The sequence below is a fragment of the Granulicella aggregans genome, from assembly GCF_025685565.1.
GTDB classification, from domain to species: Bacteria; Acidobacteriota; Terriglobia; order Terriglobales; family Acidobacteriaceae; genus Edaphobacter; species Edaphobacter aggregans_B.
The window spans coordinates 132,944-158,581 of sequence record NZ_JAGSYE010000004.1 but is presented as its reverse complement, the minus strand read 5'-3'; the positions used below and the strand labels follow the sequence as shown (position 1 = coordinate 158,581).

The following is a 25,638-nucleotide window of genomic DNA, read 5'->3' as shown; positions in this document are numbered from 1 at the left end:
GCGCTCCCCTAATCTCTAATTGCCAGATCCAACTCCCGGCGTTACTTGACGGTGAGATTGACCGACAAAGTCTGGACCACATTGATGGAAGGGTTCGTGACCGGATCTGGCGGCAGGTTGCAGTTCTGATAGGAACAGGTCGGCTCGGCACCATTGACAAGTGGCGTCGACGTAGCTGTGATCGTGACCGGATAGGATCCGGCGGGGGTCGGGAAGTTGTTGTTGATGCTGGAACCACAACCGCTCATCACGGTCAGCCCCGCGAAGCAAAGGAGTGCCATGAGAGACAGCAATCCGAGCCCGCCGGAAGTAAGCCGGCGGCGCCAGGCGATCGCCAAGCCCGATACCAGCGCTACGATCCAGAAGAACGAGGAGCTCTCGATAGGAATTAGGTTTTGATCGACCTTGATCTGGAGCACCACTGGAACCGGGTAAATGGTTAGCGGCGTTAGCTGCGTATTCGGCAGCACACCCGAGGCTGGAATCAGTTGTGCGCTGGCTGGACGGAAGACGCAATACGCGTTCGCCGGAAGCCCGCTGCATTGCAGGGAGACAGCGCCCTGGTAGTTCGAGTAATCGGTCACGACCAGGTTGATGGTCGCAGGGGCTGTGGCCGACGCGGTCACGGTAGTATTGTCCGCTGTCACGGTGTACGTAGTCTTGATGACAATGTAAGGGATTGTTGAGGATTGATTGGAGAGGTAGTCTACGTTTCCTGAATAGACAGCCTTTACGTTGTAGTTGCCAGCCTTCGCACCCGTCAATTGATAGCTGACCACGTAGTTGCCTGTCGTTGGATCTGGCGAACCAAGCCGTATCGGCTGCATGCCGTTCAACGGGAGGTTCGTCGCGACATCGATGAACGTTACCGTTCCTGAGAAGGATCCAACCACGGCTGGCGTGAGTGTATCCGTGAGCGTTAATGTGTCGGTGGGTTGGACGCTGAGCGGATCTGCGGAGTCGCCAACGGCGGTCAATACATTCATGCTCGTAGCTAAGTTGATGTTCAACGGCAGGACGGCCGAGTCGAGCGCACCATAGTTACTGTCGCCCTCGTAGAAGGCTGACAGCGTGTTTTGGCCGGCGTTCAGGCCGTTGAAGGTGATCGACGCTGCGCCTGTCGCGTCCAGCTTGATGGGGCGCTGGTTCTGGCCATCGAAGGTGAAGACCACGTACCCGGTTGGCGTCGCCGAGGACCCTGAAGGTGCAACCTTGGCACTGATGATGATCTGCTGGCCATAGCTGATCGTTGAGGTGGTGGGCGCGACTTGAATCAGACTGAGGGTGGCAGCGGCCTTATTGATGCCGTTGCCGGTAAGGTTGATGGTCGTTGACGACGCATTCTGTGCCGGCGCGCTGATGACCAGAGGATAGGTACTTGGCCCCTGAGCAGTGGGGGCGAATGTAGCCTGCAGGGTGCAGTTAAAGCCGCTATGGAAGATACCGCTGCTGCAGGAACTGGAGTTAGACCCTGCCGTCACGGCGAACTCGCTGGAGGCTGGAACTGCCGGATAGATCGGGTTGCCGACGGTCACGTCCTGGTTGCCGATATTCGAAAGGACGATGGTCTGCGCGTTGCTTACGGTGTTCAGGTTCCAGCTGCCAAAGTCGATGGCTCCGGTAGTGCGCTGTAGCTGATACACCACTGCCGCAACATTGTCACTGACGTACAGGTTGCCCGTAGCATCCGTACGCAGCGAGTAGGGATAACTGAGCGGGCTGCCCAGGACCTGCTGATCGGCCTGGTTGAGTCCGACAGCGTTCGTCCCGAAGCTCTCGTTCGGAACACGGATCAGGCGTCCGGTGCCATCTGCGATCATCACCGAGCCGGATGGATCGACGGCGACTCCAGTAGGCGCGGAGAGCCCGTTGCCCACGCTGTTTTGGAAGCCATCGCCAAGCTGAAGCACGCGATTGTTGCCCGTGTCGGCTACGTAGAGGTTGCCGGAACCGTCGAGGGCGAGACCCGTTGGGCCGCTGAGGCCGTAGCCCCGGACGGCCATGGCTGCGGAGGCGTCAATGCGGCTCGGGTTCGCAAGTTGCACGACCTCGTTGCTGCCCGTGAGGGAGACATAGAGGTTGGCATCTCCGTCGGCAACAATGTCAGTCGGCAGGTTCAGCCCGGAGACAAGGGTCTTCTGTGCGCTGCTGGTGAGCACGCCTGCAACGCTCGGGACCTCAACCACCGAACCGCCCGTGGCTCCAGTTCCCTGGTTGACGATGAAGACGTTTCCGCCGCCATCGACCGCTACACCGGTCGGTACATTGAGGCCGGTACCGAGGCTGACGCCGGCACCTCCGCCGGCGGGGAATTGCTGCACAGTATTCGCTGCGGCATCCGCGATATATACATTGCCCGCACCGTCGACCGCGATGCCCTCCGGCGTCTTCAGGCCGCTGCCGATCTGCGTAGGGGTTCCTGGGTCAACGGTAACTCCCGTGCCTGTGCCGACACCCGTCAGATAGGTATACGTCTCGGCGCCGGTTGAGTCGGTGATCACGACCGCGCCGGTACGGACTCCGAGGCCGTTTGGCGTGAAGTTGGCGCTGAACGTGCAGGTTGAACCGGCGGCGAAGGCCGTGCCGACGGTGCATGTTCCTTCAGAGACAGCAAACTCGGTAGAGGCTGCAACTCCCTGGACGGCCTTGAACGCGCCTATTGTAGTGGCGCTGTTGAAAGACACGGTGAAGCTGAGGGAGGTGCTACCGGTTGCGCCGATTTGCGCTACGGGAAAATTGCCAGACCACAGGCTGGCCTTGGATAAATTCCCATAATATTGGGAATAAACGATATTGCCGCGATTATCGACTGCGGCACTTGCCGCTGAACCACCGGGAACACCGGACATGGGAATGAGCTTATATTTTGCACTCAGTAAAAGCTTGCAGGGATCCGCTCCCCCTTTACAGGGAGCCCCGCCAGTGGTCTCTACCGCAGGGACCTCCCAGATACCGTTCTGGTCGGAGACATACATGTTTCCGGAGGCGTCGAGAGTGACGCCATAGGGACTCGAAAAGCTCGAATCGAAGACGGCAGGGGTATTCTTTGTAGACGGACTGCCTGCAGGGATAACATTTAAATTCGACTCATCGGTAAAGTAGACATTCCCGGCATAGTCCGCAATGATCGAGGTGATCGTCTTCGATAGCTTCACCGTATAGGCGGTCGCACCGTTGCCTGCCAGTTGTTCATTGCAAGCAGGCTGGCATTGAAAGATTCCAAGGCTGGTCGACCCATACGTATTGTCGTAGTTCGAATACATGTAGGTGTTGCCCTGGCCGTCAGCAGCTATACCGAGTGGCTGCCAATAGTAGTACGCAGCGCCAATATAGAATCCAACTGCGCAGACGCCGGTGTTCGCCGGAACGGCTGGGGTCGTGGAAGTGGCAGGCGACGCAGGCGTGCAGCTTCCGGGTGGCTGGCTGCTGCTGTAGACATAAGGGGCAGGATACGAGCCGTTTGTCGATGGGAACTCATACACCTGCGAGTCGGCATCGTTGTTGCCGCCCGGCGAGTAAAAGACGGTAATGTACAGATTGTCGAAGGGGTCGACGGCAACTCCGGAAGCACCGTAGTTGTTGGTGTCTGTCCACAGCGTAATCGGCGCGCCACCATTTGCCGGATACTCCAAAACGTGGCTATTCCCGTCATTCACAAAGAAGTCGCCGCGCGAGTTGACCGCATAGTTCGCGCTTGCGCCCTTGAAGCTGCTGCTCAATACAGTCTGCGAATAGACGACGTAGGCAGGCGCGGTCTGCGCAGAGGCACGTGACGAGCCAATAGCCGTAAGGAGGGCCACTGCCGACAGAGCAGCTCCCTTCCAGAACGCCCTGGCCGTCTGCCGATTCAAACTGGGGTGGCCTTCTTTCACCGCAGTGGTTCTCCTAGCGTGGCTACGGAAGTTGCTTAGGATCTTCGTTATCAGGGTCATGGTTTTCCTTATTCCAACTAAGTCTTTGTTGTTCCGTAACGTTCCGCTAGAAGCTGTATTTGGCGTTAATCTCCAGGACGCGCCTGCCAGCATTATCCGAGGAGATCCCGAAGACGCCGTTCTGAGGTATCCCGTCGTTGTAGGTCAAGCTCAGCGCGTTGGGATGAACGTTCGTAAAGGTCTTCAGCTTGTAGTTGAGGAAGTTGAACGCTGCCACGCGGAACTCCAACTGCCGCGACTCCTTCATCTTGAAGTCCTTCACGACCGTCATGTCCGATTGGAAGAACGCGGGGCCATGCAGGTAAGGAATACGGAAGGCACCGTTGTAGCCACCAGGCAAAGGGAGCGCAAAACAGTTCGGGTTCACATATTGCCGCGGGCCAAGATGTGACCTGGGGTCACAGGTCAGAATTGGCTGCAGATTGACATCTGATGTACCCAGAAACTGCGATCCGCCAATAGGAATACTTGAGAAATCGTTCCGGCCACTGAGATTGAAGTTCGAGGTGTAGTTCGTGGCGAGCAGATCGGGCCCGCTCTGCAGATTGGTGATTCCCGAGATCTGCCATCCATTGATTAGCGGACGCAAAGCTGTGAGACCCGAGTGGTTGGAACCAAAGTCGTAGTTGTAGGCCAGGTTGAAGATATGCGTGCGGTCGTACGCCAGCGGACCATAGTCGTTCGCGAGGTTGAAAGAGTCGCCGGCGACGCCATTGGAGTAGCCGCCGCGCTGTCCGAAGTTCTTACTCCAGGTGTAGTTCGTCTTGAGATACAAGGCTCCCTTGGAGCGCTCGACCGTCACCTGAAGCGCATCGTAGTGCGCCTTGAGGATGTGCTGCTCGACCTGAATCGGGCCGTACCGCGGATAGGGGCGGTAGTCGTCGTTGGCAAAGTTGTTGCCGCCGATCTGGGAGGACTCGTAAGTAAGACCGTACAATGCGCTTTCCTTGTTCGGATCGGGAAGGAAGAACGCGCCCACCGGGATGGCGTTGATATTGGAGATCGATAGCTGGCCGCCGCCTGAGTTGTCGTCCAGAAGGTGATTGCTTCGATTCCCTACATACCCGACTGAGAGGGTGATGCCGCGCGGTACCTGCTGGGTTACGGTGAAGCTGTAGTTGGTGGTCAGTGGCACCTGGTCATCATTCTGGTCCACGGCGTAAGTCGTGTTGTATTGGCCCGCGTTCAGGAAGTTATTGCCTCCCGTTGTCGTGAACGTCGAAGTGGCGATGCCTGGCTTGGTGCTCAGATGGAGCGACTGAATGTACGAGGCGCGGTTGCCACCCTGATTGGGAGGATCGCCCTGAGCATGGTGCGCGGGGTCCTGTCCTGGCGGCGCAAGCGAGATCTGGCGAAGTCCGTTCGAAGCTTTGATGCTATTGATGGCGTCTGATTGGCCGTCGCGGAACCGGTACATGCCCCAGCCACCGCTCCATGTGGTCTTCCCTGTGCCGTAGACGTCCCAGTTGAATCCAACGCGAGGCTCATAGAAGAACTCGCGCGTCTTGAAGCCGCTGACAGCCACGGTCGGATCGATCCCATGCCAACGGAAGCCCGGCAGAGGGACCAGCGGGTTGTTCAGCTCGTCAGACTCCGCAGCATACTTTGTGGGATCGAAGACCGCTGATCCGAAGTTATGGTCATCAACCCACCGCCCAATGTGCTCCACGCGAATTCCGATCGTCAAGCTCAGGTTCCGTAACGCCTTCCAATCGTCGGTAGCGTACATGGACGTTGTCCAGGCATGCAGTCTGAGCTTGGGAATGATGTTCGCCTGGCTCCAGCCAAAATTTCCCAGGTCGCCCACAAGGTAGTTCGCGAGGTTGTTGCTGTTGCCGTTCTCCTTGTCACAGTTCGCGTCCCCGTTGTCCCCGTCGTAACAGGTGGAGTAGTACTTGATGTACGGTTCGCCATCGACCTTGCTCGGATCGGGGAGCTGGAACTGCGGCCCTACATAGTAGATGGACGTCACTCCATTCGTTGGAGCGCTGCCGTCGTAGGCCAGGGTGCCGTTGATCCGCGGGCGTTCGACGTTTACGCCGGCCTTCAGCGTGTGTTTGCCTAGCTGCTTGCTCAGGTTATCGCCAAGACCAGGACTGAACGTGCGATTGTAGAGGCCGCCAAAGCTAAAGTCCGGGAAGTAGCCGAGCGGAATGCCTTCGTTGCCGTAGGTGCCAAGGTTCGGAAACTCTTTGGTGCCGTTGTCGTAGGCGCCCGTATAGGGATAGCCGATAGCATCGTCGAAGAGGAGATTCGGCTTTGCAGCCTTGCTGATGACGTTGCTGTACAGGCCACTCACGAAGAATTCATTATTCAGCGTGGAACTGGCGGTCAGGTTCCAGTTGAATGAGCCGCTGTAGGTGTACGTGTTCTGCATCGTCCCGCCCGGGGTATTGACGCCACCGGAGTTGCCGGAGGCAAAGTATCCGTTCGCCTGCGGGATATTCGTGCCGCCGTTTTCCGGGGTGAAGGTCACGAAGAACTTCGAACGGCCTTTGTCGTAGTCGAGACGGCCGTGCAGTTCGTAGATGTCGTTGTTTACCAGATCCGTATGGGTGTAGTTATACCCAAGCGGAGTGGTTTGGCCGCCCGGGGTGTTGGGAAGCGGAAGCAGACGGAAGAACGCGGAGGCTCCTGGATCGAGGTGTCCCGCCAGACAGTCCCCGGCCTGGTCATTGCAGTTGCCCTTGATCGAAACACCGTCAGAGGTCTCAACAGGAACCTGGTAGAGATTGTTCCAGTTGCTGGCTGCTCCGCTGTACCCGTCCGTGGTGCCATTCCCCGCCGGATACGTAACGCTATCGTTCAGGTTCGCGCACTTCGCTGCACCCTTAAGTTGGCTTGGGTCGCAGGCATACTGCCGAAGGCCAGGAGGAAGGTAGTTCTGAATCTCCCCAAGGCCAAAATCGCCCTGTCGCATTTTGGCTGAGGGAACCAGCGCGTGGGTGACGGCATTCGCAACATTGTTGTAGGCGTAGACGTTCCTCTGGATGTAGTCTTCGCCGCTGACGAAGAAAGTCAGATGCTTGTTGTGGTTCAGGTTTGTGCCTGGAATCTTGATCGGGCCGCCAAGCGAGAGGCCGGGGTAGATATAGCGGTCGGGGGGCTTAACCGAGTTGAATACATGCGCGATGGAGTCCGTCGAGTTGAGCTGGCCCGTGCGTCCGTAGGAGTACACCGAGCCGTGATAGTCTGCGGCGCCCGACTTTCCAACGGCGCTGATGACCAGAGGGCCGTTTGCGTTGTCGGCTCCGAAGTTGGAGGTTTGAATCTTCACTTCGGAGGTCGCCTCCGCATTGATCGTCTGCAGGCCGCCCGCGCCGGTTGAAGGATCGGTCAGATTGGCCCCGTCGGAACGGATGGCCACGCCGTTGACCGGCGAACCGCTCACCGAGTACGAACCGGCTGCGCCGCCGAAGCCAACCTGGCCCGGATCGAAGCTGCTGTTCGAGACGCCCGTATTGTTGCCAACGCCGGTATTGATCGCTGATCCCGGGAGAATCTTGAGCAACTCCGTAACTTCGCGCCCCTCGAGCGACAGCTTTTGCAGGTCCTCAGCGGTGATCAGGGCGCTGCGTGAACCGTCGTCCTCCACGTGGTTCTGACCGGAAGCATTGACCGTAATGGTCTCGTTGACATTTCCGATCTTCATGCGGATCGTCGTGATGTTCCGCGTGTCGTTCGGATCCAGATGGACGTCGCTCAGGACGTAGGTCTCGAAGCCGGTGTAGGTAATCACGATCTGATAGTCCCCGGAGTCCAGTCCCGGAAACGTAAAGACGCCGCTGCTGTTGGCCACTACGGTGCGCGCGAATTTGTTTGCGCGGTTCACCACCCTCACCTTTGCGCCGGGGATAGAAGCGCCGCTCTGGTCTGAGACGATGCCCGTCAGAGTCGCGGTCGTCACCTGAGCGGAGCCAAGGCTGGAGAAGCAGAGCAACAGGGCCGGGAGGACACAGGCCATGAAGCGCTTTCTCATTTGATTCGAAACCAGATTCTGTAGTGCGCGCATAGTCCTCCGAGTAATGCCCCACCCTTCGCAATGGGGTCAGCCGACAATATTTTGTGATCGATATCAGCGAACGAATTTATAGAGAGGTTTGAGCAAAGGTGTCAAGTAAATTTGAGAGAGAAGCGTTTTTTCGAGCGAATGAGTAGGTGCCGGCCAGGAAAAGGCCGAGAAGCGGCTCCTGCATGGTCAATCAGGCCCATGGGCAGGCCGGGCAGAAATTCCTGTCCACGGAACGGGCTCTCAGTGCTTGCAGGAAGGTAATCCGGCCGCGGCGGACGACCGGCTTTCGAGGTCCGTAACGGGTTAAGATATCGAAAACATAAAGCGTTTTAGCAAGAGAGCGTTTTTTGGGATCGAGACTCCGTCGAGCGGGGACCGCAGGTTTGAGATATGGTCAACGAATGAAAATTTCCTGCCTTATGTTGACGGCGTCACTGCTCGTCGCAGCGACATGCCCAAAAGTAGCCCTCTCACAAGGCTCCGCGACGCGCATGCCAGTATTCAATGTGAAGGACTTCGGAGCCAAGGGCGACGGAATTGCCTCTGATACAGCCGCCGTTACGAAGACAATTTCGGCATGTGCCGAAGGCGGCGGGGGTACCGTCTATTTTCCAGCCGGCCGATACTCCGTCGGAACAGTCCAGTTGAAGAGCCACATCCGCCTCTATCTGGATGCGGGTGCGGCATTAGTTGGCAGCCACAACATCCAGGAGTATCTGCCCAGCCCACCCTTCGGCTTCGCCAGACATTACGGGGTGGATATCACCGGCGAAGGTGCTGTCCTGGGAATGCTGATAGCCAAGGACGCGACCGATATCACCCTCGAAGGCGACGGCGAGATCGATGGCCAGAGCGACTCCTTCATGAGTCCGCGCACATCCCACGGCGGCAACGACTACGATGCACAGTACGTCCGCAATCCAGAGGCCTTTCAGGCCGCTATGAGCACATTGGAGTATGGGCCGATCGAACCCGCCGATCGGCCCGGGACGATGATTGTCTTCTATCACTGCAAGAACGTTCATATCCACGGGATAACCCTTAGGAAAGCACCCAACTGGACGCTGCACCTACAGGATGTGGAAGATGCGACCCTCTCTGGGTTCCAAATTCTGAATGACCCGAAGGTTCCGAACAACGATGGCATCGACTGCATGCTTTGCAGGCATGTCCAGATCTCTGATTGCCACATCGATGCCGGCGATGACGGACTTGCGATCGTAGCCAGTGAACACGTCAACGTCGCCAACTGTTCTCTCTCATCCCGGTCCGCGGCGATACGTCTCGAGAGCACCCAAAGAAGTACCTTCAGCGGTTTGACCATGGACACCAACCGGGGCATCGCGATCTTCGCAAACGGTTATCTGGGACAGAAGGACCGACCGACCGAAGACGTTCTCTTTTCGAACATTGTCATTCGAACTCACCTGATCCCCGGTGGCTGGTGGGGCAAGGCCGAACCCATCTACATTGCCGTGCAGCCGTGCGATGCAAGCGCGCCCTGTGAGCCCAGAGTGCGCAAGGTGACCTTCAGCAACATCACTGCCGAAGCAGAGAACGGCATCCTCTTCTGGGGCGCGCCGGAAACTCCCATCACCGGCGTGGAACTCAACGGAATTCGACTGCATATGGTCTCTCCCGACCCGGACCTGGCTGATAGCATCGGCGGCAACCTCGATCTTCGCTGGACGGCGATCGTTCCCCGCGACGGCATCATCAAAAGTGATATTCCTGCGCTCTATGGCAAGCACGTAGACGGTCTGCGCATCAGGGACATGCAGATCGACTGGGCGAACACGATGCCGGACTACTTCACAGACGGCCTTCGGCTGGAAGAGTTCAAGGATCTTACAGTGGATGACTTCACAGGCCGCCAGGGAGCGACGCGGAACAGCGCAGCCATCGCTCTCAAGAACGGCTCTGGCGTGGCCATCACGAACTCAAGGGCGCTGTCCGGGACCTCGACGTTCCTGGCACTGGATCATGTCAGCGATCGAAGGGTCTTCGTGAACTACGATCTCAGCGCCGCGACCAGCGCGATCAAACCTGCAGGGAAGCGCTTCCAAACGCAGATCGTCGCACCCGCACCTCGGCAAAAGACCCCATAGCCAGCCGTGCTGATCGGACCATCAGTTCTGTGGTGAAGTGGAGTGCGAGGACTCGGCTGTGCTCGGAACGCCCGGGTACACCGGTGGCGCGAGGTTGCTTACAGCGGCCACGGGTATCTCTACCACTCCGAAACGATTAGAAGGAACATCGCTCACTCCAATGCGTAAGAAGCTCTCGCCCCTGACGGGAACGCTTACCTCAAGATGCATCTGAAGGGCGTTGTGGAGGAACGTTGCGTAGTCTTTGGGGTTAAGGTTAAGAGAGAGGCTTGTGGACTCCGCGTTGAGTAGCTCTCCGGCCCCATCGAAGACGTACACCATAAAGTTTATAGCTCCTTGGCGGCGTCCGTCGGGCTGCAAGGTAAGCGTGGCATCCTTGGGCAGAACGACGTAGTCGATGTCATAGCGGCGGAACGGCCCTTTTGGCGAGACACCTGCGCTCAAACGATTGCTCTGAACGGGCGTAGCTTCCGTGGTGTTTGCTGCTGGCAGCACGCGCGCTGTAAAGAGTATCTCCTGTGGGGCTGGCGCGCCGCGACTCATTGCAGCTCGTTGGTAGGCCAAAGCGATGGCGGCGGGACCTCCGGTACTCCCAGAGAGGGTGACTGCGCTCTGCCCGCTCACCTGCTTCCGTGCCGCATCGCTTGCATAGTAGCCATGACGATAGGAAAGGTGCAGGTTCGCCCCCGCTGAACCGCCGGTGCATTCGACTGTGATCTTGCGATAACCTCCATCCTGAGTGTGGTCTGTTGGGCTGTACGTGAGGGTGTAATAGTTCGCTCCCGCATCGACCGCTTTCGACACAGCATCGGACAGCGCGTTGGTATTGTAGAAAGCTCGGCCACCGGTGTTTTCCGCAAGAGTATCCATCGTCGTATGTTCCGAGGCCTGGCTGGTGTTGAACTGGCTAAGTTGACTATTGATGGCCTGCGGATTCGTGCCGTAGCGCCGGCCAGAGCTGGATGCGCTGTAGACAGGGGGCGCTGTGAGACCACGGGCATCAACCGGATATACCGCGACCTGAGCCTTGGCCAGCAGGTTTGTCATCTCATGAAACGCATCCTGATTCACGTTGGCAACCGCAAACGAGTTCTGCAGTGAAGCATCTGGAAGCACATTGAGCGGGAAAGCGCCGGAGAACCAGATAAGGTTCTTGCGGCCGGGGAAAGCTGCAAGATAGTGGCCCAGTGCGTTGAACGCATCGAGAGTGTACTGCAAACGCATCTGGGTCTGAATGGCTGTCGTCTCTGCCTCGAACTGCTGGAAGTTTGCAGCCGCCTCCACCACCAGAGGTGCCGCACCCGCAGGCGAGGTTTGATCAGCACCCGCGCCGGTGATGTCGGAAGGACTGACATGGTCAACGCCGTTCCCACCGGGGTCGTCTAAGAGCGAAGAGTAGCGCGGGATCAACTTGTGCTTGATGGCCTCCTTGAGCGTGTCAGGATCGGAAGTAAATCCCTGCAGCAGAACCAACTGATTCGCCAGCCCGAAGATCGCTACGCGCGTTCCAGGGTTGGCATGCTTGATGTACTCCTGCAACTGGTCTCGGACGTAGCTCTGAGCCGTCACCGGCGTATTGAGTGAATCGAGCAGAAGAACATTCAGTGTGGCATCCGGCGCGACAGGAGAGTAATCCGTGAACGTTCCCGCAGGGAGCTTAGGCATCTCAGGATTTAGCGTCGCAGCCCGTTGTGTCGCCGAGTGTTCCTCAAAGTGCCGGATCTGCTGAGGGACGCTCCCTTCTATCAGGTGAAACATCTCCTGCTTCAGCCCGTGGACAGGGCGGCCATCTCTGCTCTGCACGACCACATCCACGATGACGAGCTGCGTGCTGGCCTGCAGAATCGTGGTGCCAACACCAGGGGATGGGCCGTCCAGATTTTGCCCGGATACCTGCATAACCAGAGTGGCGCCGAGAAGGATTGTTACAAGCCTCAACCTGATAGACGGGCGCAACGTTGACCTCCATGTGCGAACCTCCGCGCATCAGGAGGCCAAATCGATTTCCCTGTGAACGATATCACACTCTTCTCCGATGCTCCGTGAGCTAGGGTTCTGCCTTTGATGTCCTTTCTACATACCTCGGGTCTATAAGAAGTTGCCTGGTGCAGAGATCGAGTGACCTCGACAGCAAGAGACTCTGCGCTATACTCGACTACTGTTTGAGCTAGGTTCTGGCAATTCTTGCCACCGACTCTGAAATTGCTTGTTGGAGAATGATCTTGAATCGTCCTGCCCGGATGAGCGACGTTGCAAAGCTTGCCGACGTCAGCGTCATGACCGTATCGCGAGTGCTCAATGGAAAGGTGAAGGTAAGCGAAGACGCACGTGCGCGGGTTCTAAAGGCAGTCAGCATGCTCAACTATCTGCCCAATGAGGTAGCGCGCTCTCTGCGAAGCAGCAGCACGCATCAGATCGGGGTTATCGTTCCCAATCTGCACGATCCCTTCTTCGCCCAATGCGCGAATGCCATCAGCATCATCGCAAAGCAGCATGCCTATTCGACCGTCATCACAACGTCTGATGAAGACCCTGTCATCGAGCACACGGAAGCGAAGCGCATGCTCCGCCGGCATATCGATGGGTTGATCGTAGTCCCAACATCCCATCGATCGAAGCTGCTCGCCGCCGAGTTTACAGCGATGCCCATCGTGACGCTGGATCGGCCGATTCCCGGCAGCGCGTTCGATTGCGTTCTTGTGGACAACAAGAGTGGAGCGGAGTTGGCGGTACGCCATCTGATCGGACATCGCCACCGTCGGATTGCATGCGTCGGTCTCAGCAAACACTTGTGGACTGTCAAGGAACGAATAGATGGTTACGGGGCCGCGATGGCCGCTGCTGGTCTGAAGCCCGACTCCCACAACATCACTGAATCGCAGGATGAGATGCTACAGATCATCCAGACACTTCTCGGGCGTCCAAAGCCTCCTACGGCGCTGTTTTGTACAAATAACCTAACCACAAGAAACGCGCTCCACTCGCTCTCCGCACTGAACGTAGTCATTCCTCAGGATTTGGCTCTGGTCGGTTTTGACGATTTCGACATGGCCGATATCATTCGGCCCGCAGTCACCGTTGTACGGCAGCCCGCGGATATTCTGGGACGCACTGCGGCCGAACTCCTGTTTGCAAGGATCTCAACCGATGCCACCCCAGAACGGCCGAGACGCATCATCATTCCGCTGGAGTTGGTCATTCGCGACTCATGCGGGACACACACATAAGCTCCGCGGCTCAGTGCGAGATCGGAATCGCTGCAGGCTCCAGATTCCAACCGCGTAGCTCGACACACATTTGAGTGGTCTTAGCAGATTCAGGAAATGCAATGTCAAACGTCCGACTCTCGCCAGGCATCAGCGACGCATAGTTGTCGCTGTAGTACGCCGGAAGAATGCGCTCTCCGCTCGCCGCGTTCTTCAACGTGAGCTTGGCCGCAAGCGCGGGTGTGGTCCCGCTGTTGGTCAACCGAACGGTTAGATGATCTTCTCCGGCCGTCGGAGCCGACATCTGAACCGTCGCTATCACCTTAGCCATCGGCATGTCATCCATGCGTCGGTACTTCCCTTTTGCATTTGCCTGCCAATAGAAGTTGCTCGAGAGCATCGCGCCATTCGCGTCGAAGAGTTCCAGTTTGACGAGAGCTACCCCCGCTGTCTCCAGCAACTCTTTCAACCCAGTTCGGAACCCTAGAGTCACGGCGTTCTTTTCCGCAGAAAGTGCAGCCGTCTTCTCAAGCAACACCTTGCCCGCAAGATCGAAGACGCGCGCTTTCAGAGTCACCGCGTTCAGCACGCGTTCAGTATTGTTGACCACCACGACTTCATAGTCCGGAAGGTTCATCTGCACATGGACGGGCTCTGCGGCCAGCCTTACCGCGTAGAAAGAGGCATGGGTATCGTAATCATGACTGAGTATCTGCCAAACTGAGCTCGGCCATGCCGGTTGTGTCATCCATAACAGACGCCCACTGTTAGGTGCCCAGAGGTGAGCATTCATCCCCTCGAAGACGGCGCGATGCTCTACGTAGTTCAGCATCTGAGCCTTGCGGTCGAAGTCTGCAAGACTCGTCGGCGCACCGAACTCCTCGGTCATCGTCTGCATGAACGGGGCCACATCACCATTACCGTCCTGATGCCAGTCGTGATACGCCCAGGCATCGCTGATCGGCCACTGATCTTTATCTGAAAGAAAGCTTTTGAAGGACTCGAGCGTAGGAGGCGAGGGGATGCCGACCTCCACGGCAAACCCTGACGAGAGTTTCGTGAAGTAGTCCTCCGGCTCTTGGAACTTGTAAGGACCGCTGTCGTGCAGGTTGATCTTGTTTGAGTCCGCAGAGAAGTAACGTGTGCCATCTTCATCGCCAATGATCTGAGCCAGACCCTCGTTGATGGCCGGTGGTGGAACGCCTTCATTGCGTCCGCACCACACCGCAATCGAAGGATGGTTACGATAACGCGTGATCACATCTTTCGCGTTATCGAGGAAGAGCTGCGTATCCGTAGGCTCAAGGTTATAGTCCTGAGTCGAGGTCCAGAAGTCATTCCAGACCAGCAGACCGTACTCATCGGCAAGATCATAGAACGTAATTTCCGTATCCTGTCCCATCCAGTTGCGAACCATGTTGAGATGAGCTTCCCGATTTAGACGGAAGTAGGGCTCAAGCCGCTCGCGCGAGACGCGCTTCCGCATGTCGTCCATGCCCCAACTCCCGCCCTTCGCGGCGATGCGCACGCCGTTTACGCGGAGCACGAGAAACGGCGCGGTCCTGAGGTCCGTGAGCTCCTTCACAGCGACCGAATGCTCCATCGCCGGGACCAGCGTCGGCACCCAGCCCTCAGGAGTTTCACGAAAGCCCTCATGCGTCTGATTGACCAGGAAGGATGACCCAAGCAGTTGTCCGACGGTCGGTGAGACCTCCACCCTGCGGAGCTTGCCACGGCTATCCAAGGCGCTGATCTCGTAGGTAAGCTCGCGAATTCCGAATCGCTCTTTGCGCTCGTCGGAGATCCTTCCCGCCACGCGGAAGGTCAACGTCATCGTGTGCAGCTCCGGCTTGCCATAACCGTTCGGCCACCACAACCGTGGATTTTCAATCACGAGTTGCTTGAACTCGGACGGCTTCAAAGTCAGCGTCGTCCCTGCAGGTGGCACCGTGACTTCCCTGGCAAGGCGTACTCCATCGAAGGCAACTTCAACGGTCCCACGCACACTGGACGCGGAGCTGTTCGCTAGAGGCACCATAACCGTCAGTTCAGCCCGGCTCGTATCGGGCAGCGGTAGATGGGTGATGATCCTCGGCACCTGCACCTCGACGGAACCTCGCGACGTCAGCAGTACATCCTGCCAGAGCCCCATATTGCGGTCACGAATGCCAGGTATCCAATCCCACCCCTCCGTCGCGCCGAAGGTAGGGCCATCCAGCATCATCATGCCGCCGTTCGGTCCCGAGCCCGCTGCGATGGATTGCTCGTGAGGAATGCCGGGGTGCGGCGGCGGATCGATCCGCACTGCCACCACTAGCTGGCCCGACTGCGCGAGTGCCGTTACATCGAACCCCTTGTGGCGAAACGCGCCGAGGATCTCCCCTACGCGTGTACCGTTCACCCAGATAGTGGCTCTATAGTTGATGCCAAGGAACGTCAACTCCACATGACGACCTCCCATGCTTGCGGGAACGGTGATGACGTCGCGATACCAGAAGCTCTTGCGAGCAAGCGACTCTGGTATCGCCATATTGTTCAACCCAAAGTCGGGATCGGGATAGACGCCGCGATCGATCAATGTCGTCAGCACCGTGCCGGGAACAGTTGCCGCCATCCATGAGTCCGCTTGATAAGTCGACCGGGATATCTCCGCGCCTTGAGCTGAGATCGTCGAGGCTTCTGCCATCTTCCATCCGTGACGCAGAATCAAAGCGGAGCGATTTTTGGTGGCTTCGTCTTTGCCAGCCAGTGGCGCGACCGCATGGGGAGTCTCCGGCGGCGTCTCGCTATGCGGCAGGGTCGCAGGATCCTGCGGAGCCTGTAGTCCCGCGGAGGCCCGAGTCTGTACGGGCCACGGCTTCGACCCCTCCTCAAACGGCAGATTATTCAGACCAGCGAGCGGCTGCTTCATGCCGGCGAGATCTTCATCGACAAGTGCACGATCCGAGAGGGTGACGTCAGCCAGCCATCCACCAAAATGCGCAAAGCCCGCCATCGGCGGCGCTTTTACGGAAGCAAGACTCAGGACATTCGACGACCTACCCAGAACGACAGTCTTACTCGCAACCGGTACACCATCGGCAAATAGATGCGCGACGCCCTCCGCATCGAACGAAACTGCAAGAGAGTGCCAGATATCTGCCGCAAGCGCAGTCTTGCCCTCGACCAGGTTCTCCTTCCCCCCGCCGGACCAGAAGAACGGCCGGCCCTGGATGAGTCCGACGAACCGCGGAGACACTTCATCCGGCAGCCCCACCCCAGCCAGTAGCGCTGTGGCCGAGGCGTCATCGGTACGGAACCAAAGGCCCAGCGACCACGCGGATCGGCCATCAAGAATCGGTGCATGTTCTTGTAACTTTTTACTAAGGCCTATCCCACCACGAAGAAAGTACCCATTGAACGGTCCTGCGACCAGGCCGGCTCTCTGCGCGGTCATCGATATTGGAGTCTCGAGATAAGGCACCTTCTCTTGTGCCCGCGCCGATGCAGCCGGTCGACTCAAGAACAGGACACCGAACAAAGCAGCGCGTGCAACATGATTCGTGCGGAAGGAGATCAGCATGCGCATTCCTTTAGAAAGGATGAGGTGAATTAGGCTATTTGTCTAAACGTGTGAACGATATCATAACAACGGCACGTTTGGCCTTCAGTCTACCCGCACCCCACCGCCGGCGCTCCTGCACAAGTGGCGATCATTGCCAACTTCTACGGCTATTTGTTGAGCAAGCTAAGGCCATCTATCCAATATGGAATGCGCCTCCGAGACAACGCTATGCCCGGGCGCTAGTTACGGGAGATCTCCAGATGGTCGAAGACGAGATGCTCCTGGAATGATTAAATTTTTTAGGAGTGTGGACTTTCCCAGCAGCGGCGGTCTAGTATTCCGCCACTTCGCTGCCTTTGACGACCGGGCCGGCGAAACATCCGCTTCTCGGAGGATCCGATGTTCCTGCTTCTGCGTCTGCGCGCGGCGTCTCTTGCGATGTGCCTGCTATCTCTGTTGGTTGCTGTGGCTCACGCTGCAACCCCGATTCCGGCAAATCATATCCGCATTCATTACTTCCGCCCGGACAATGCCTACACCGGCTGGACCATCTACGCCTTTGGCGACACGACCGAAGACCAAGGCAACTACAACGGTGGCCCGGTGCAGATCGCAGGGACGGACGCCTTCGGCGTTTACTTCGACGTAGGCGTGACAAGCGGCGCGAAGAGTGTCGGCATCATTGTGCACAATATCCAAAGCGGCGTGAAAGATCCCGGCCCGAATGAGTACGCCAATCCGTCGGCGCAGGGCAACGAGTACTGGCAGGTCTCAAACACGACGGGGCTGATGACTGCGCCACCGAAGACCTCCTCCGCGAAGAATCCGAACATTCCCGCGAACGTCGCGCGCATTCACTACTACCGGCCCGACAACAACTTTGCAGGATGGTATGTCTACGCCTTCAACGACACCACCGCTGACACCGGCAACTACAACGGCGGGCCGATTCCGCAGACGGGCAGCGATGATTACGGCGCATACTATGACGTTCCGCTCTCGGCCAATCCGCAGGACCTTGGCTTCATCGTCCACAACATTGTGAACGGCACCAAGGACACGCCGGATGATCTTCACCTGAACGTGGACATCTACAACGAGGCGTGGAAGATATCCGGCGATGGCAACGTCTACCTGACGCAACCGACTGCCGCACAACTGCTGAATGGAAGCTTTCTGAAGCTGCAGGCGTTCTGGATCGACCACAGCACTGTGCTGATTCAACAGGCGTATCTGCAATCGGGTGGAAAGTATTTCCTGGCGAGCGATCCGGCGGCGAACCTGCAACTGACTGCCACAGGTGTGACAGGGGGAACTGATATACCGCTGACTTCAGGGGGCACCTTGACCGCAGATCAGATCGCCCGCTTCCCACAACTGGCCACCGGCTATGCGGTATTGCAACTTCCCAAGACGCTCAAGGCCAAAGATTATGCGGCGTTGGTGAAGGGACAACTCGCAGTCTTCGTCGAGCACGCGGACGGCACATTGACCTACGCGACGGGCGTGCAGGACGCGGGTGTGCTCGACGATCTCTACGCCTACTCAGGCAAACTTGGCGTCGTCATTCGTGACCATGGATTTGGTGGCTGTTTTGAGGATGAGGATGACGACAGGGGCAACCGTGCGGCGGTCAAGGTGAAGGTGTGGGCTCCAACGGCGCAGTCAATGAGCCTGCAACTGTTCAAACTGGCGACGGACACGGCTCCTGCAAAGACGATCGTCATGCAGGAAGACAAGGGCGTGTGGTCGGCGTCGCTGGATGAATACTGGATCGGAAAGTATTACCTGCTCGACGAGAAGGTGTACGCGCCCAGCGCTCGCAGCGTCGTCGAGAACGTGGTCACCGATCCCTACTCGATCGACCTGGCGTTGAACGCAACCAAGAGCCGGCTGACTGATATCGACGCTGATGCCAACAAGCCCGAAGGCTGGGACGAAGACCGCTCGCCATGGCTGGCGCGGACCAACGACCTCAGCATCTACGAACTTCACGTTCGCGACTTCAGCGTGGGCGACGCTACGGTGCCGGCTGATCATCGCGGTACGTACCTCGCCTTTACTGACTTCCGCTCCAACGGTATGAAACATCTTCAACAGCTTTCGGCTGCCGGGTTGAAGGCAGTCCACCTGCTGCCGACGTTCCACTTCAACAGCATCAACGAAGACAAGACGACGTGGCAGACGACGCCCGACCTGAGCATCTATGCGCCGGACGGGCAGCAGCAACAGGCTGCCGTGGCTGCGGTACAAGCCAACGATGCCTACAACTGGGGCTATGATCCTGACCACTATCTCGCGCCCGAGGGCGGCTATGCCGTCAATCCAGACAAGCGGGTGAAGGAGTATCGCCAGATGGTGATGGGGCTGCATCGCGCGGGCCTACGCGTGATCCAGGACGTCGTCTTCAACCACACCAGCGGCTTTGGCGAAGCGACCAACTCCATCCTCGACGAGGTCGTGCCTGACTACTACAACCGGCTGGACATGGACGGCAACCTCGAGACTGGATCATGCTGCGCCGACACCGCAACCGAGCACCTGATGATGGGCAAGCTGCAGCAGGATGCCATCCTTTGGAATGCAAAGAAGTACAAGATCGACGGCTTCCGCTTCGACATCATGAGCTTCACCTTTGTGAAGAACCTGCAGCAGATCAACCAGGCGCTGGCGAAGCTGACGCTTGAGCGCGACGGCATCGATGGATCGAAGATCTACATCTACGGCGAGGGCTTTACGTTTGGGGATACCGCGAATAATGTACTCGGCGTCGAGGCCAACCAGATCAACCTCTACGGCAACGGCATTGGGACGTTCAACGACCGCATCCGCGATGGTGTGCGAGGCGGCGGCCCGTTCGATGACGAGCGCGTGCAAGGTTTCGCCACCGGCCTGTTCGATGATCCCAGCAGCTATACCTCGCAGCAGACGGCGCTCCTCGACCAGAAGAGCACCCTGCTGCATCGTACGGATTGGATCAAGGTTGGTCTGACCGGCAATCTGCGGGACTATAGCTTCACCGACTCGACAGGAGCCACCATTACGGGAGCACTGCTTGATTACCAGGGACAGCCGACAGGTTACACCGGGTCGCCGGTCGAGGCGGTCAACTACGTCTCCGTGCATGACAACCAGAACCTCTTCGATACGGTGCAGATCAAGTCTTCGGAGGCTGACACGGCTGTAATCCGGGCAAGGCGGCAGGTGCTGGCAATGAGCATCGTCGCGCTGGGCCAGGGAGTTCCCTTCTTCGCTGCGGGAGACGATCTGCTGCGGTCGAAGGACATGGACCAGAACAGCTATGACTCGGGAGACTGGTTCAACAAGATCGACTGGACGGGACAAGGAAATAATTGGGGCATTGGTCTACCAATTGCCAGCCAGAACAGCAGCCAGTGGAGCTTCCAGCAGCCGCTGCTGGCAAACTCTGCCTTGAAGCCCACACCGGCGGAGATTCAATCGACTACGAGTGCCTTTCAAGATTTTCTGAAGATCCGCGATAGTTCGGGTCTCTTCCGCATGGGTACTTTCAACGAGGTGCAGAGCAATCTTCACTTCCTGAATAACGGAAGTTCGCAGACTCCAGATCTGATTGTGATGCAACTGGATGGAAATGGCGGAAATTATGGGCTGTACAAACACATCCTCGTCGTCTTCAACGCCAGCACCTCGCAACAGAACTTCACGGCTCCATCGCTCGAAGGGATGGGTTTCCGGCTGCATCCGGAGCAGCAGATATCAACCGACAGCATCGTGAAGACATCGAAGTTCGATCGCAGCACCGGCACCGTTGTCGTGCCCGGACTGACGACGGCGGTCTTCGTCAGTCTGCAATAGACCGCCTCAAGTCCGGTTGAACTGGGTGCTTAGTTGCGGCCCCAGTTCAATCGCACCCCGCCCTGCGCGAGGAATGGTGTGCCCAACGTGAGGTTGGGAGTTCGCGCGGTTTCGATGCTGCGATTCAGCAGATTCTGGAAGGATAGATAGGCGCTGACGTGTGTGTGCACTCTGTACTCTGCGTAAGCGTCGAGCACAAAGAAGGTGTGCAGCTCGAACGTGTTGGCACTATCGTCGAAAGCACGACCGCTCTGGCGTGCCGCAAGGGTGAAGCTGCGTGGTCCGCGCTGGTAGCGGAGCTGACCCGTGGCAGTATGGCGTGGAACCTGAGGAATCCATAACCCTACCAGCGACTGCTGCGCTTGAAACGCCGTGACGACCGCGTGGGCGTACTGATAGCCGAAGTCCAGAGACAGGCCGTGGCCCGGCTGAAACTGAGCGCCAAGTGCCGCGCCCTGGCTCTGGATCTGGCCGAGGTTTTCTCTAAGCAGGGTTGTAGAGGTCGCTGTGCCGCTCTGAAAGACGGTCGATACTGGCCGGTTGATCTCCGTCCAGAAGTACGTCGCCTGCAGCGCTGCAAGTTTTCGCGGCGACGTCCAATGGACACCGCCTTCGACACCCGTTGCCCTCTCTGAGAGCAGCTCCGAGTTCGCAAGCGTCGTCTGCTGACCGACCTGGCCGGTGCGGTAAAGTTCGTTCATCGTCGGCGTGCGGAAGGCACGAAAGGCGGAGGCGTGAAGCTCGAAGCTGGCCGGAAGCTGCTTCGAGATTCCCAGTCGTGGGCTAAGCACGGCTTCATGACGGTCCGGCGTATGGGTGAGCGTCGGAGCCTTTGCTGCGCTCTGCACGATGGCGTTGGTATCGAGGTTCTCGGCCTCATCGCCGCGCAGCGAGAGAGCGCCCGACCAACCGTGTCGTTCCGCGACGATCTCGCCGAATCCACCGTAAAACCGCTGCCTCGCCGAGGTGTCCTGAATGCCGGTGGGAGAACCAGCGGAGTAAGGCGTCTCGAAGTCAGTCGCCCGCAAATCGCGAAGATCGCCACCCGCGATCAGCGCAACGTGCTCAAAGTGGTATGCGGCGTCGGTTGAGACACCGAACTCCTGCGTCCGCACCCGCTGCAAGCGTGTGAGGTTCTCCGTTGAGCGTATGGCATTGATGGAAGAAAAGCTTTGTCGATAGCCTTCATCGCTGCCGTAGCCTCTCACTCTGCCGTCAATGTGGGAGCCGGCCTTCCAGTTATCGCCTGCGATGTAACGCCAAAGGCGTGTGCCGTTGGTCTGGATGGGCGTGCCGTTGCCGTGATCCTCATTGAGAAGATTGCCGTTCAGCCACGCGCGGCCTTCCTTCGGCAAAGTGCGTGCCAGGTCAACTCGGCCATTTTGATAGTGGACGTTTGAGGGCACATCCACCTTGCCGCGGATCGCGGGTGCAACGATGGTGTAGCCAGCCGTGCGAAAGCCCTGCCCCGCAATCATTGCGCTTGTAGGCCCATGGCGCAGATCGGTCCGTCCGCTGTAGTTCGTCGTGTCTTCAGAGGCTCCGGCTATATCCACCGAAGCCAGCAATGGGCCGGGCTGAGAGGGAACAATATCGATGACGCCGCCGACCGCGCTCGATCCGTAGAGATCAGAGCCTCCGCCACTAGCGAGCGTGACCGCGTCGATCGACTCCGGGGGCTGCTCGTTCCAGTGGATCCATCCGCCGAAGCCGTCATTCAAGGGAACCAGGTCCGAGAGGACAAGTGTGCGGCTGGCCGCAGTCGAGCCGAGTCCACGAAGCGAGATGCCTTCGCTGGTCGGGTTCGCAACCCAACTGCTGGAGCGCCGGAAGAGTTCGAAGCCGGCGTGCTGGCGCAGGCGCTCATCGAGCGTCAGCGCCGGGTACTCGGTCAACTTGGCGGAAGACAAGGTCTCAACGGTTGCCGCGACGATGCCCATCTCGACTGAGGATCGCGTCGCTGTGACCGTGGCGCTTTGTTCGACGGTCGCTGGAAGAAGGACAAGATGGAGGTCGGTGCCGAACGGCGCAGTGGCGCTCGCATGAAGGCCGCCGAAGACAACCATGAGTGGCACATTCGAGGGCAGGGGTGTAACAGCAAACCTTCCCTCGGCATCAGTCTTCGCTTGCTCGACACCACCCAGCAGAATTATGGCTCCAGCCACAGGTGTGCCTGTCGCATCGACCACCTGCCCGTGAATCTCATGCGGTGTCTGTGCACTGCTCCGCGATGTAGCGCAGAGGAAGAGCAATGACGCAGCCACGATAGGCAGGAACCAGCGGCGACTCATCTTCAGGACCTCTCCCTATAGGTTGCGAAGTGCTTGTGCGAGATCAGCGGCCAGGCAATGCATGATCTGTATCAGTGTATCTGCGCTACTTGTATAGCCTGTCAACCGGATGTCCTTCTGTCATTCATTGTTGCGTCGCATAAGAGGCTTGCTAAGAGTTGATCGTTTGAGGTCTCATGTTCGGATGAAATGCCGATTCGCCCTTCTTGCCATCGTCCTCCTTCCCTTTGGGTCCGAAGTTCCGCTTCGTGCCTCCGCGGGCAACATTGCGGAGCCCGCCGCGGTCTCGGTGCTGTCCGATGGCTTGATGGTCTCGCATGGCGGAAACACCCTCATGGTGACCGCGCTGCGCGACGATGTGCTGCGCGTGACCGCCAGCCATGTGCGAGGCCAGTTTCCAGAGAAGGCGTCCTGGGCGGTCGTCCCGTCGGCGCTTTCTGCGTCGGTAAAGGTCGTTGCCGGGCCGAACAGCCCGGATCGCGCTGTCGGCTTCCGCACAAACTCGTTGCAGGTCAGCATCTCCGTAGATATGAGGATCACCATCAGTGATCTTGCGGGCAACATCCTCCAGGACGATGCAGCGCCGATTGAGTGGCACAAGCATGGCTTCACGGTAGCGAAGCAGAAACATCAGGACGACCACTTCTTCGGCCTTGGCGACAAGCCCGGGCCTCTTGATCGCGCGGGTGAGGCGTTCACCATGTGGAACACGGATATGTTCGGATGGCAGGAGTCGACCGACCCGATCTACAAGAGCATTCCCTTCTTCATCAACTTCCGCGCTGGGCACGCGACAGGGCTGCTGCTCGACAACACTTTTCGGACGAACTTCGACTTTGGCCGCAGCGATCCGAACGAGTACACCTTTGGCGCGACTGACGGCCCAATGACTTACTACTTCTTCAATGGTCCAGAACCGAAGAGGGTTGTTGAAACGTATGCATGGCTGACGGGAACTACTCCGCTGCCGCCGCTCTGGTCGCTGGGCTTTCAGCAATCGCGATACAGCTACGAGACGGAGACAAGGTTGATGACGACGGCGAACCGGCTGCGCGCGGATAAGATCCCCAGCGACGCGCTGTATCTCGACATCGACTTCCAGGAGAAGAACCGGCCGTTCACCGTCGACACCAAGGCGTTTCCGCGCTTCAAAGAGATGGTCTCTGATCTTACGAAGAACCACTTCCACCTGATCGTCATCACCGACCTGCATATCGCCAACCTACCGAACGCAGGCTACGCCCCGTTCGATAGCGGCATGGAGGGCGATCACTTTGTAAAGAATCCCGATGGAACGGTCTACTCGGGAATCGTGTGGCCAGGACCGGCGGTCTTTCCTGACTTTACGCAGAAGCTTACCCGCGAGTGGTGGGGCACCCTATACAAGGGATTCACGGATGAAGGCGTTGCGGGCTTCTGGAATGACATGAATGAACCCGCGGTCTTTGAGGTTCCAACCAAGACAATGCCGGACAATATCCGGCACCGGATCGATGAACCGGGCTTCGCCAAGCGCACAGCAACGCACCTTGAGATCCACAATGTCTTCGGCATGGAGAACTCGCGCGGCACCTACGAGGGACTGTTGAAGCTGCAACCAGATGTAAGGCCGTTCGTGTTGACCCGCGCCTCCTACGCTGGCGGCCAGCGCTACGCGGCAACGTGGACCGGCGACAACAGCGCGACCTGGAACCATCTCCGGCAGACGGTGCCTCAGATCGAGAACCTAGGCCTCAGCGGATTTGCTATGACTGGTGCGGACGTGGGCGGCTTCGCTGGCTCTCCACCTCCCGATCTCTTGACGAAGTGGATCGAGATTGGCGCGTTCCAGCCTATCGATCGCGACCATTCGGCGAAGGGCACGCGAGACCACGAGGTCTGGGTGGATGGGCCGGAGCAGGAGGCGATTCGCAAGCACTTCATCGAGGAGCGTTATCGGCTGATGCCTTATCTCTACACCGCGGCTGAAGAGACTTCGCGCACCGGGCTGCCGATCATGCGACCGCTCTTCCTCGAGTTTCCTGATGCGACGACCGATGGCCATCCGCTGGACAACGACGCTACGGGTGAGTTCCTCTTCGGTGATCGCATCCTCGTCGCAGCGTCTCCGTCGCCGGAAGAAGTAGCGCCCTACGAGGTTCATCTTCCGCCGGGTCAGTGGTATGACTACTGGACCGGCGAGCGGCTTGCCAAGATCGCTCGAGTCGCAGCGCGCGATCTCGAGCAGCGCGATGCGGCGCTGCTCAACAAACCTATCTGTGTCACACCGAAGCTCGAAGAGTTGCCTGTGTATGTGCGGGGTGGATCGATTATCCCCATCGCTCCGCTAACACAGAGCACGATGGAAAAGCCCGACGGGCCGCTGACGCTACGGGTATACCCGAACATGGCGGGAGGAACGTGCGAGGGTTCGATCTATCAGGACGATGGGACTAGCTTTGCGTATCGCGAGGGCAAGTTCTTCCGCCAGCACTTCTCCTGCACAGAAGAGAGCAACGGTTCGGTGATCGTGCGCCTGGACGCGCCGACCGGTAGCTTCACGCCGTGGTGGACGCAGTTACGTGTCGAGGTCTATGGACTTGTTGCAACCCAGCACAGCGCGACAATCAACGGAAAAAGTGTATCGCTTGAACCCGCAAAGACATCGCCGAGCATCATCGTGCCGGCCTCAACCACAGCCACCGAGGTAGTCATTCGCTAACGGACGA

The 25,638-nt window shown here is 58.3% G+C and carries 9 protein-coding genes; 4 read left to right on the top strand and 5 right to left on the bottom strand.

Annotated elements, in window-relative coordinates; all coding sequences use genetic code 11:
• Positions 1 to 41: 41 nt before the first annotated feature.
• A complete protein-coding gene (locus OHL18_RS20205; protein ID WP_263376688.1) occupies positions 42 to 3,872 on the bottom strand; it encodes an Ig-like domain repeat protein in 3,831 nt (1,276 codons plus the stop codon).
• 106 nt (positions 3,873 to 3,978) lie between these two features.
• Positions 3,979 to 7,896: a TonB-dependent receptor gene (locus OHL18_RS20200; protein WP_263376687.1), complete on the bottom strand. Its 3,918-nt coding sequence runs from the start codon at positions 7,894 to 7,896 to the stop codon at positions 3,979 to 3,981.
• Between the two features lie 539 nt (positions 7,897 to 8,435).
• On the opposite strand from OHL18_RS20200, the gene OHL18_RS20195 reads away from it, so the two are divergent.
• Positions 8,436 to 10,052: a glycoside hydrolase family 28 protein gene (locus tag OHL18_RS20195; RefSeq protein ID WP_263376686.1), complete on the top strand. Its 1,617-nt coding sequence runs from the start codon at positions 8,436 to 8,438 to the stop codon at positions 10,050 to 10,052.
• A 21-nt stretch (positions 10,053 to 10,073) separates the two neighbouring features.
• On the opposite strand, the gene OHL18_RS20190 is transcribed toward OHL18_RS20195, so the two are convergent.
• Positions 10,074 to 11,951, bottom strand: coding sequence for a VWA domain-containing protein (locus OHL18_RS20190; RefSeq protein WP_263376685.1), 1,878 nt, complete (start codon positions 11,949 to 11,951; stop codon positions 10,074 to 10,076).
• 323 nt (positions 11,952 to 12,274) lie between these two features.
• Here OHL18_RS20190 and OHL18_RS20185 point away from each other — a divergent pair, with 323 nt between their 5' ends.
• Positions 12,275 to 13,279 carry a LacI family DNA-binding transcriptional regulator gene (locus tag OHL18_RS20185; RefSeq protein ID WP_263376684.1) on the top strand — a complete coding sequence of 335 codons (1,005 nt, stop codon included), beginning with the start codon at positions 12,275 to 12,277 and terminating at the stop codon, positions 13,277 to 13,279.
• Positions 13,280 to 13,289: 10 nt separating this feature from the next.
• Here OHL18_RS20185 and OHL18_RS20180 read toward each other — a convergent pair whose 3' ends face one another.
• Positions 13,290 to 16,694 (bottom strand): glycosyl hydrolase 2 galactose-binding domain-containing protein, encoded by a 3,405-nt coding sequence (locus OHL18_RS20180; RefSeq protein WP_263376683.1) that lies wholly within the window; start codon positions 16,692 to 16,694, stop codon positions 13,290 to 13,292.
• A gap of 507 nt (positions 16,695 to 17,201) precedes the next feature.
• Here OHL18_RS20180 and pulA point away from each other — a divergent pair.
• Entirely contained in the window at positions 17,202 to 20,639 is a 3,438-nt protein-coding gene (gene pulA / locus OHL18_RS20175; protein ID WP_263376682.1) for a pullulanase-type alpha-1,6-glucosidase, read from the top strand.
• A gap of 29 nt (positions 20,640 to 20,668) precedes the next feature.
• Here pulA and OHL18_RS20170 read toward each other — a convergent pair whose 3' ends face one another.
• The gene (locus OHL18_RS20170; RefSeq protein WP_263376681.1) at positions 20,669 to 22,930 is read right to left on the bottom strand and encodes a TonB-dependent receptor; all 2,262 of its coding nucleotides are present in this window, start codon (positions 22,928 to 22,930) and stop codon (positions 20,669 to 20,671) included.
• 184 nt (positions 22,931 to 23,114) lie between these two features.
• Here OHL18_RS20170 and OHL18_RS20165 point away from each other — a divergent pair, with 184 nt between their 5' ends.
• Complete coding sequence (locus tag OHL18_RS20165; RefSeq protein WP_263376680.1) at positions 23,115 to 25,631, top strand: glycoside hydrolase family 31 protein; 2,517 nt, start codon at positions 23,115 to 23,117, stop codon at positions 25,629 to 25,631.
• Positions 25,632 to 25,638: the final 7 nt, after the last annotated feature.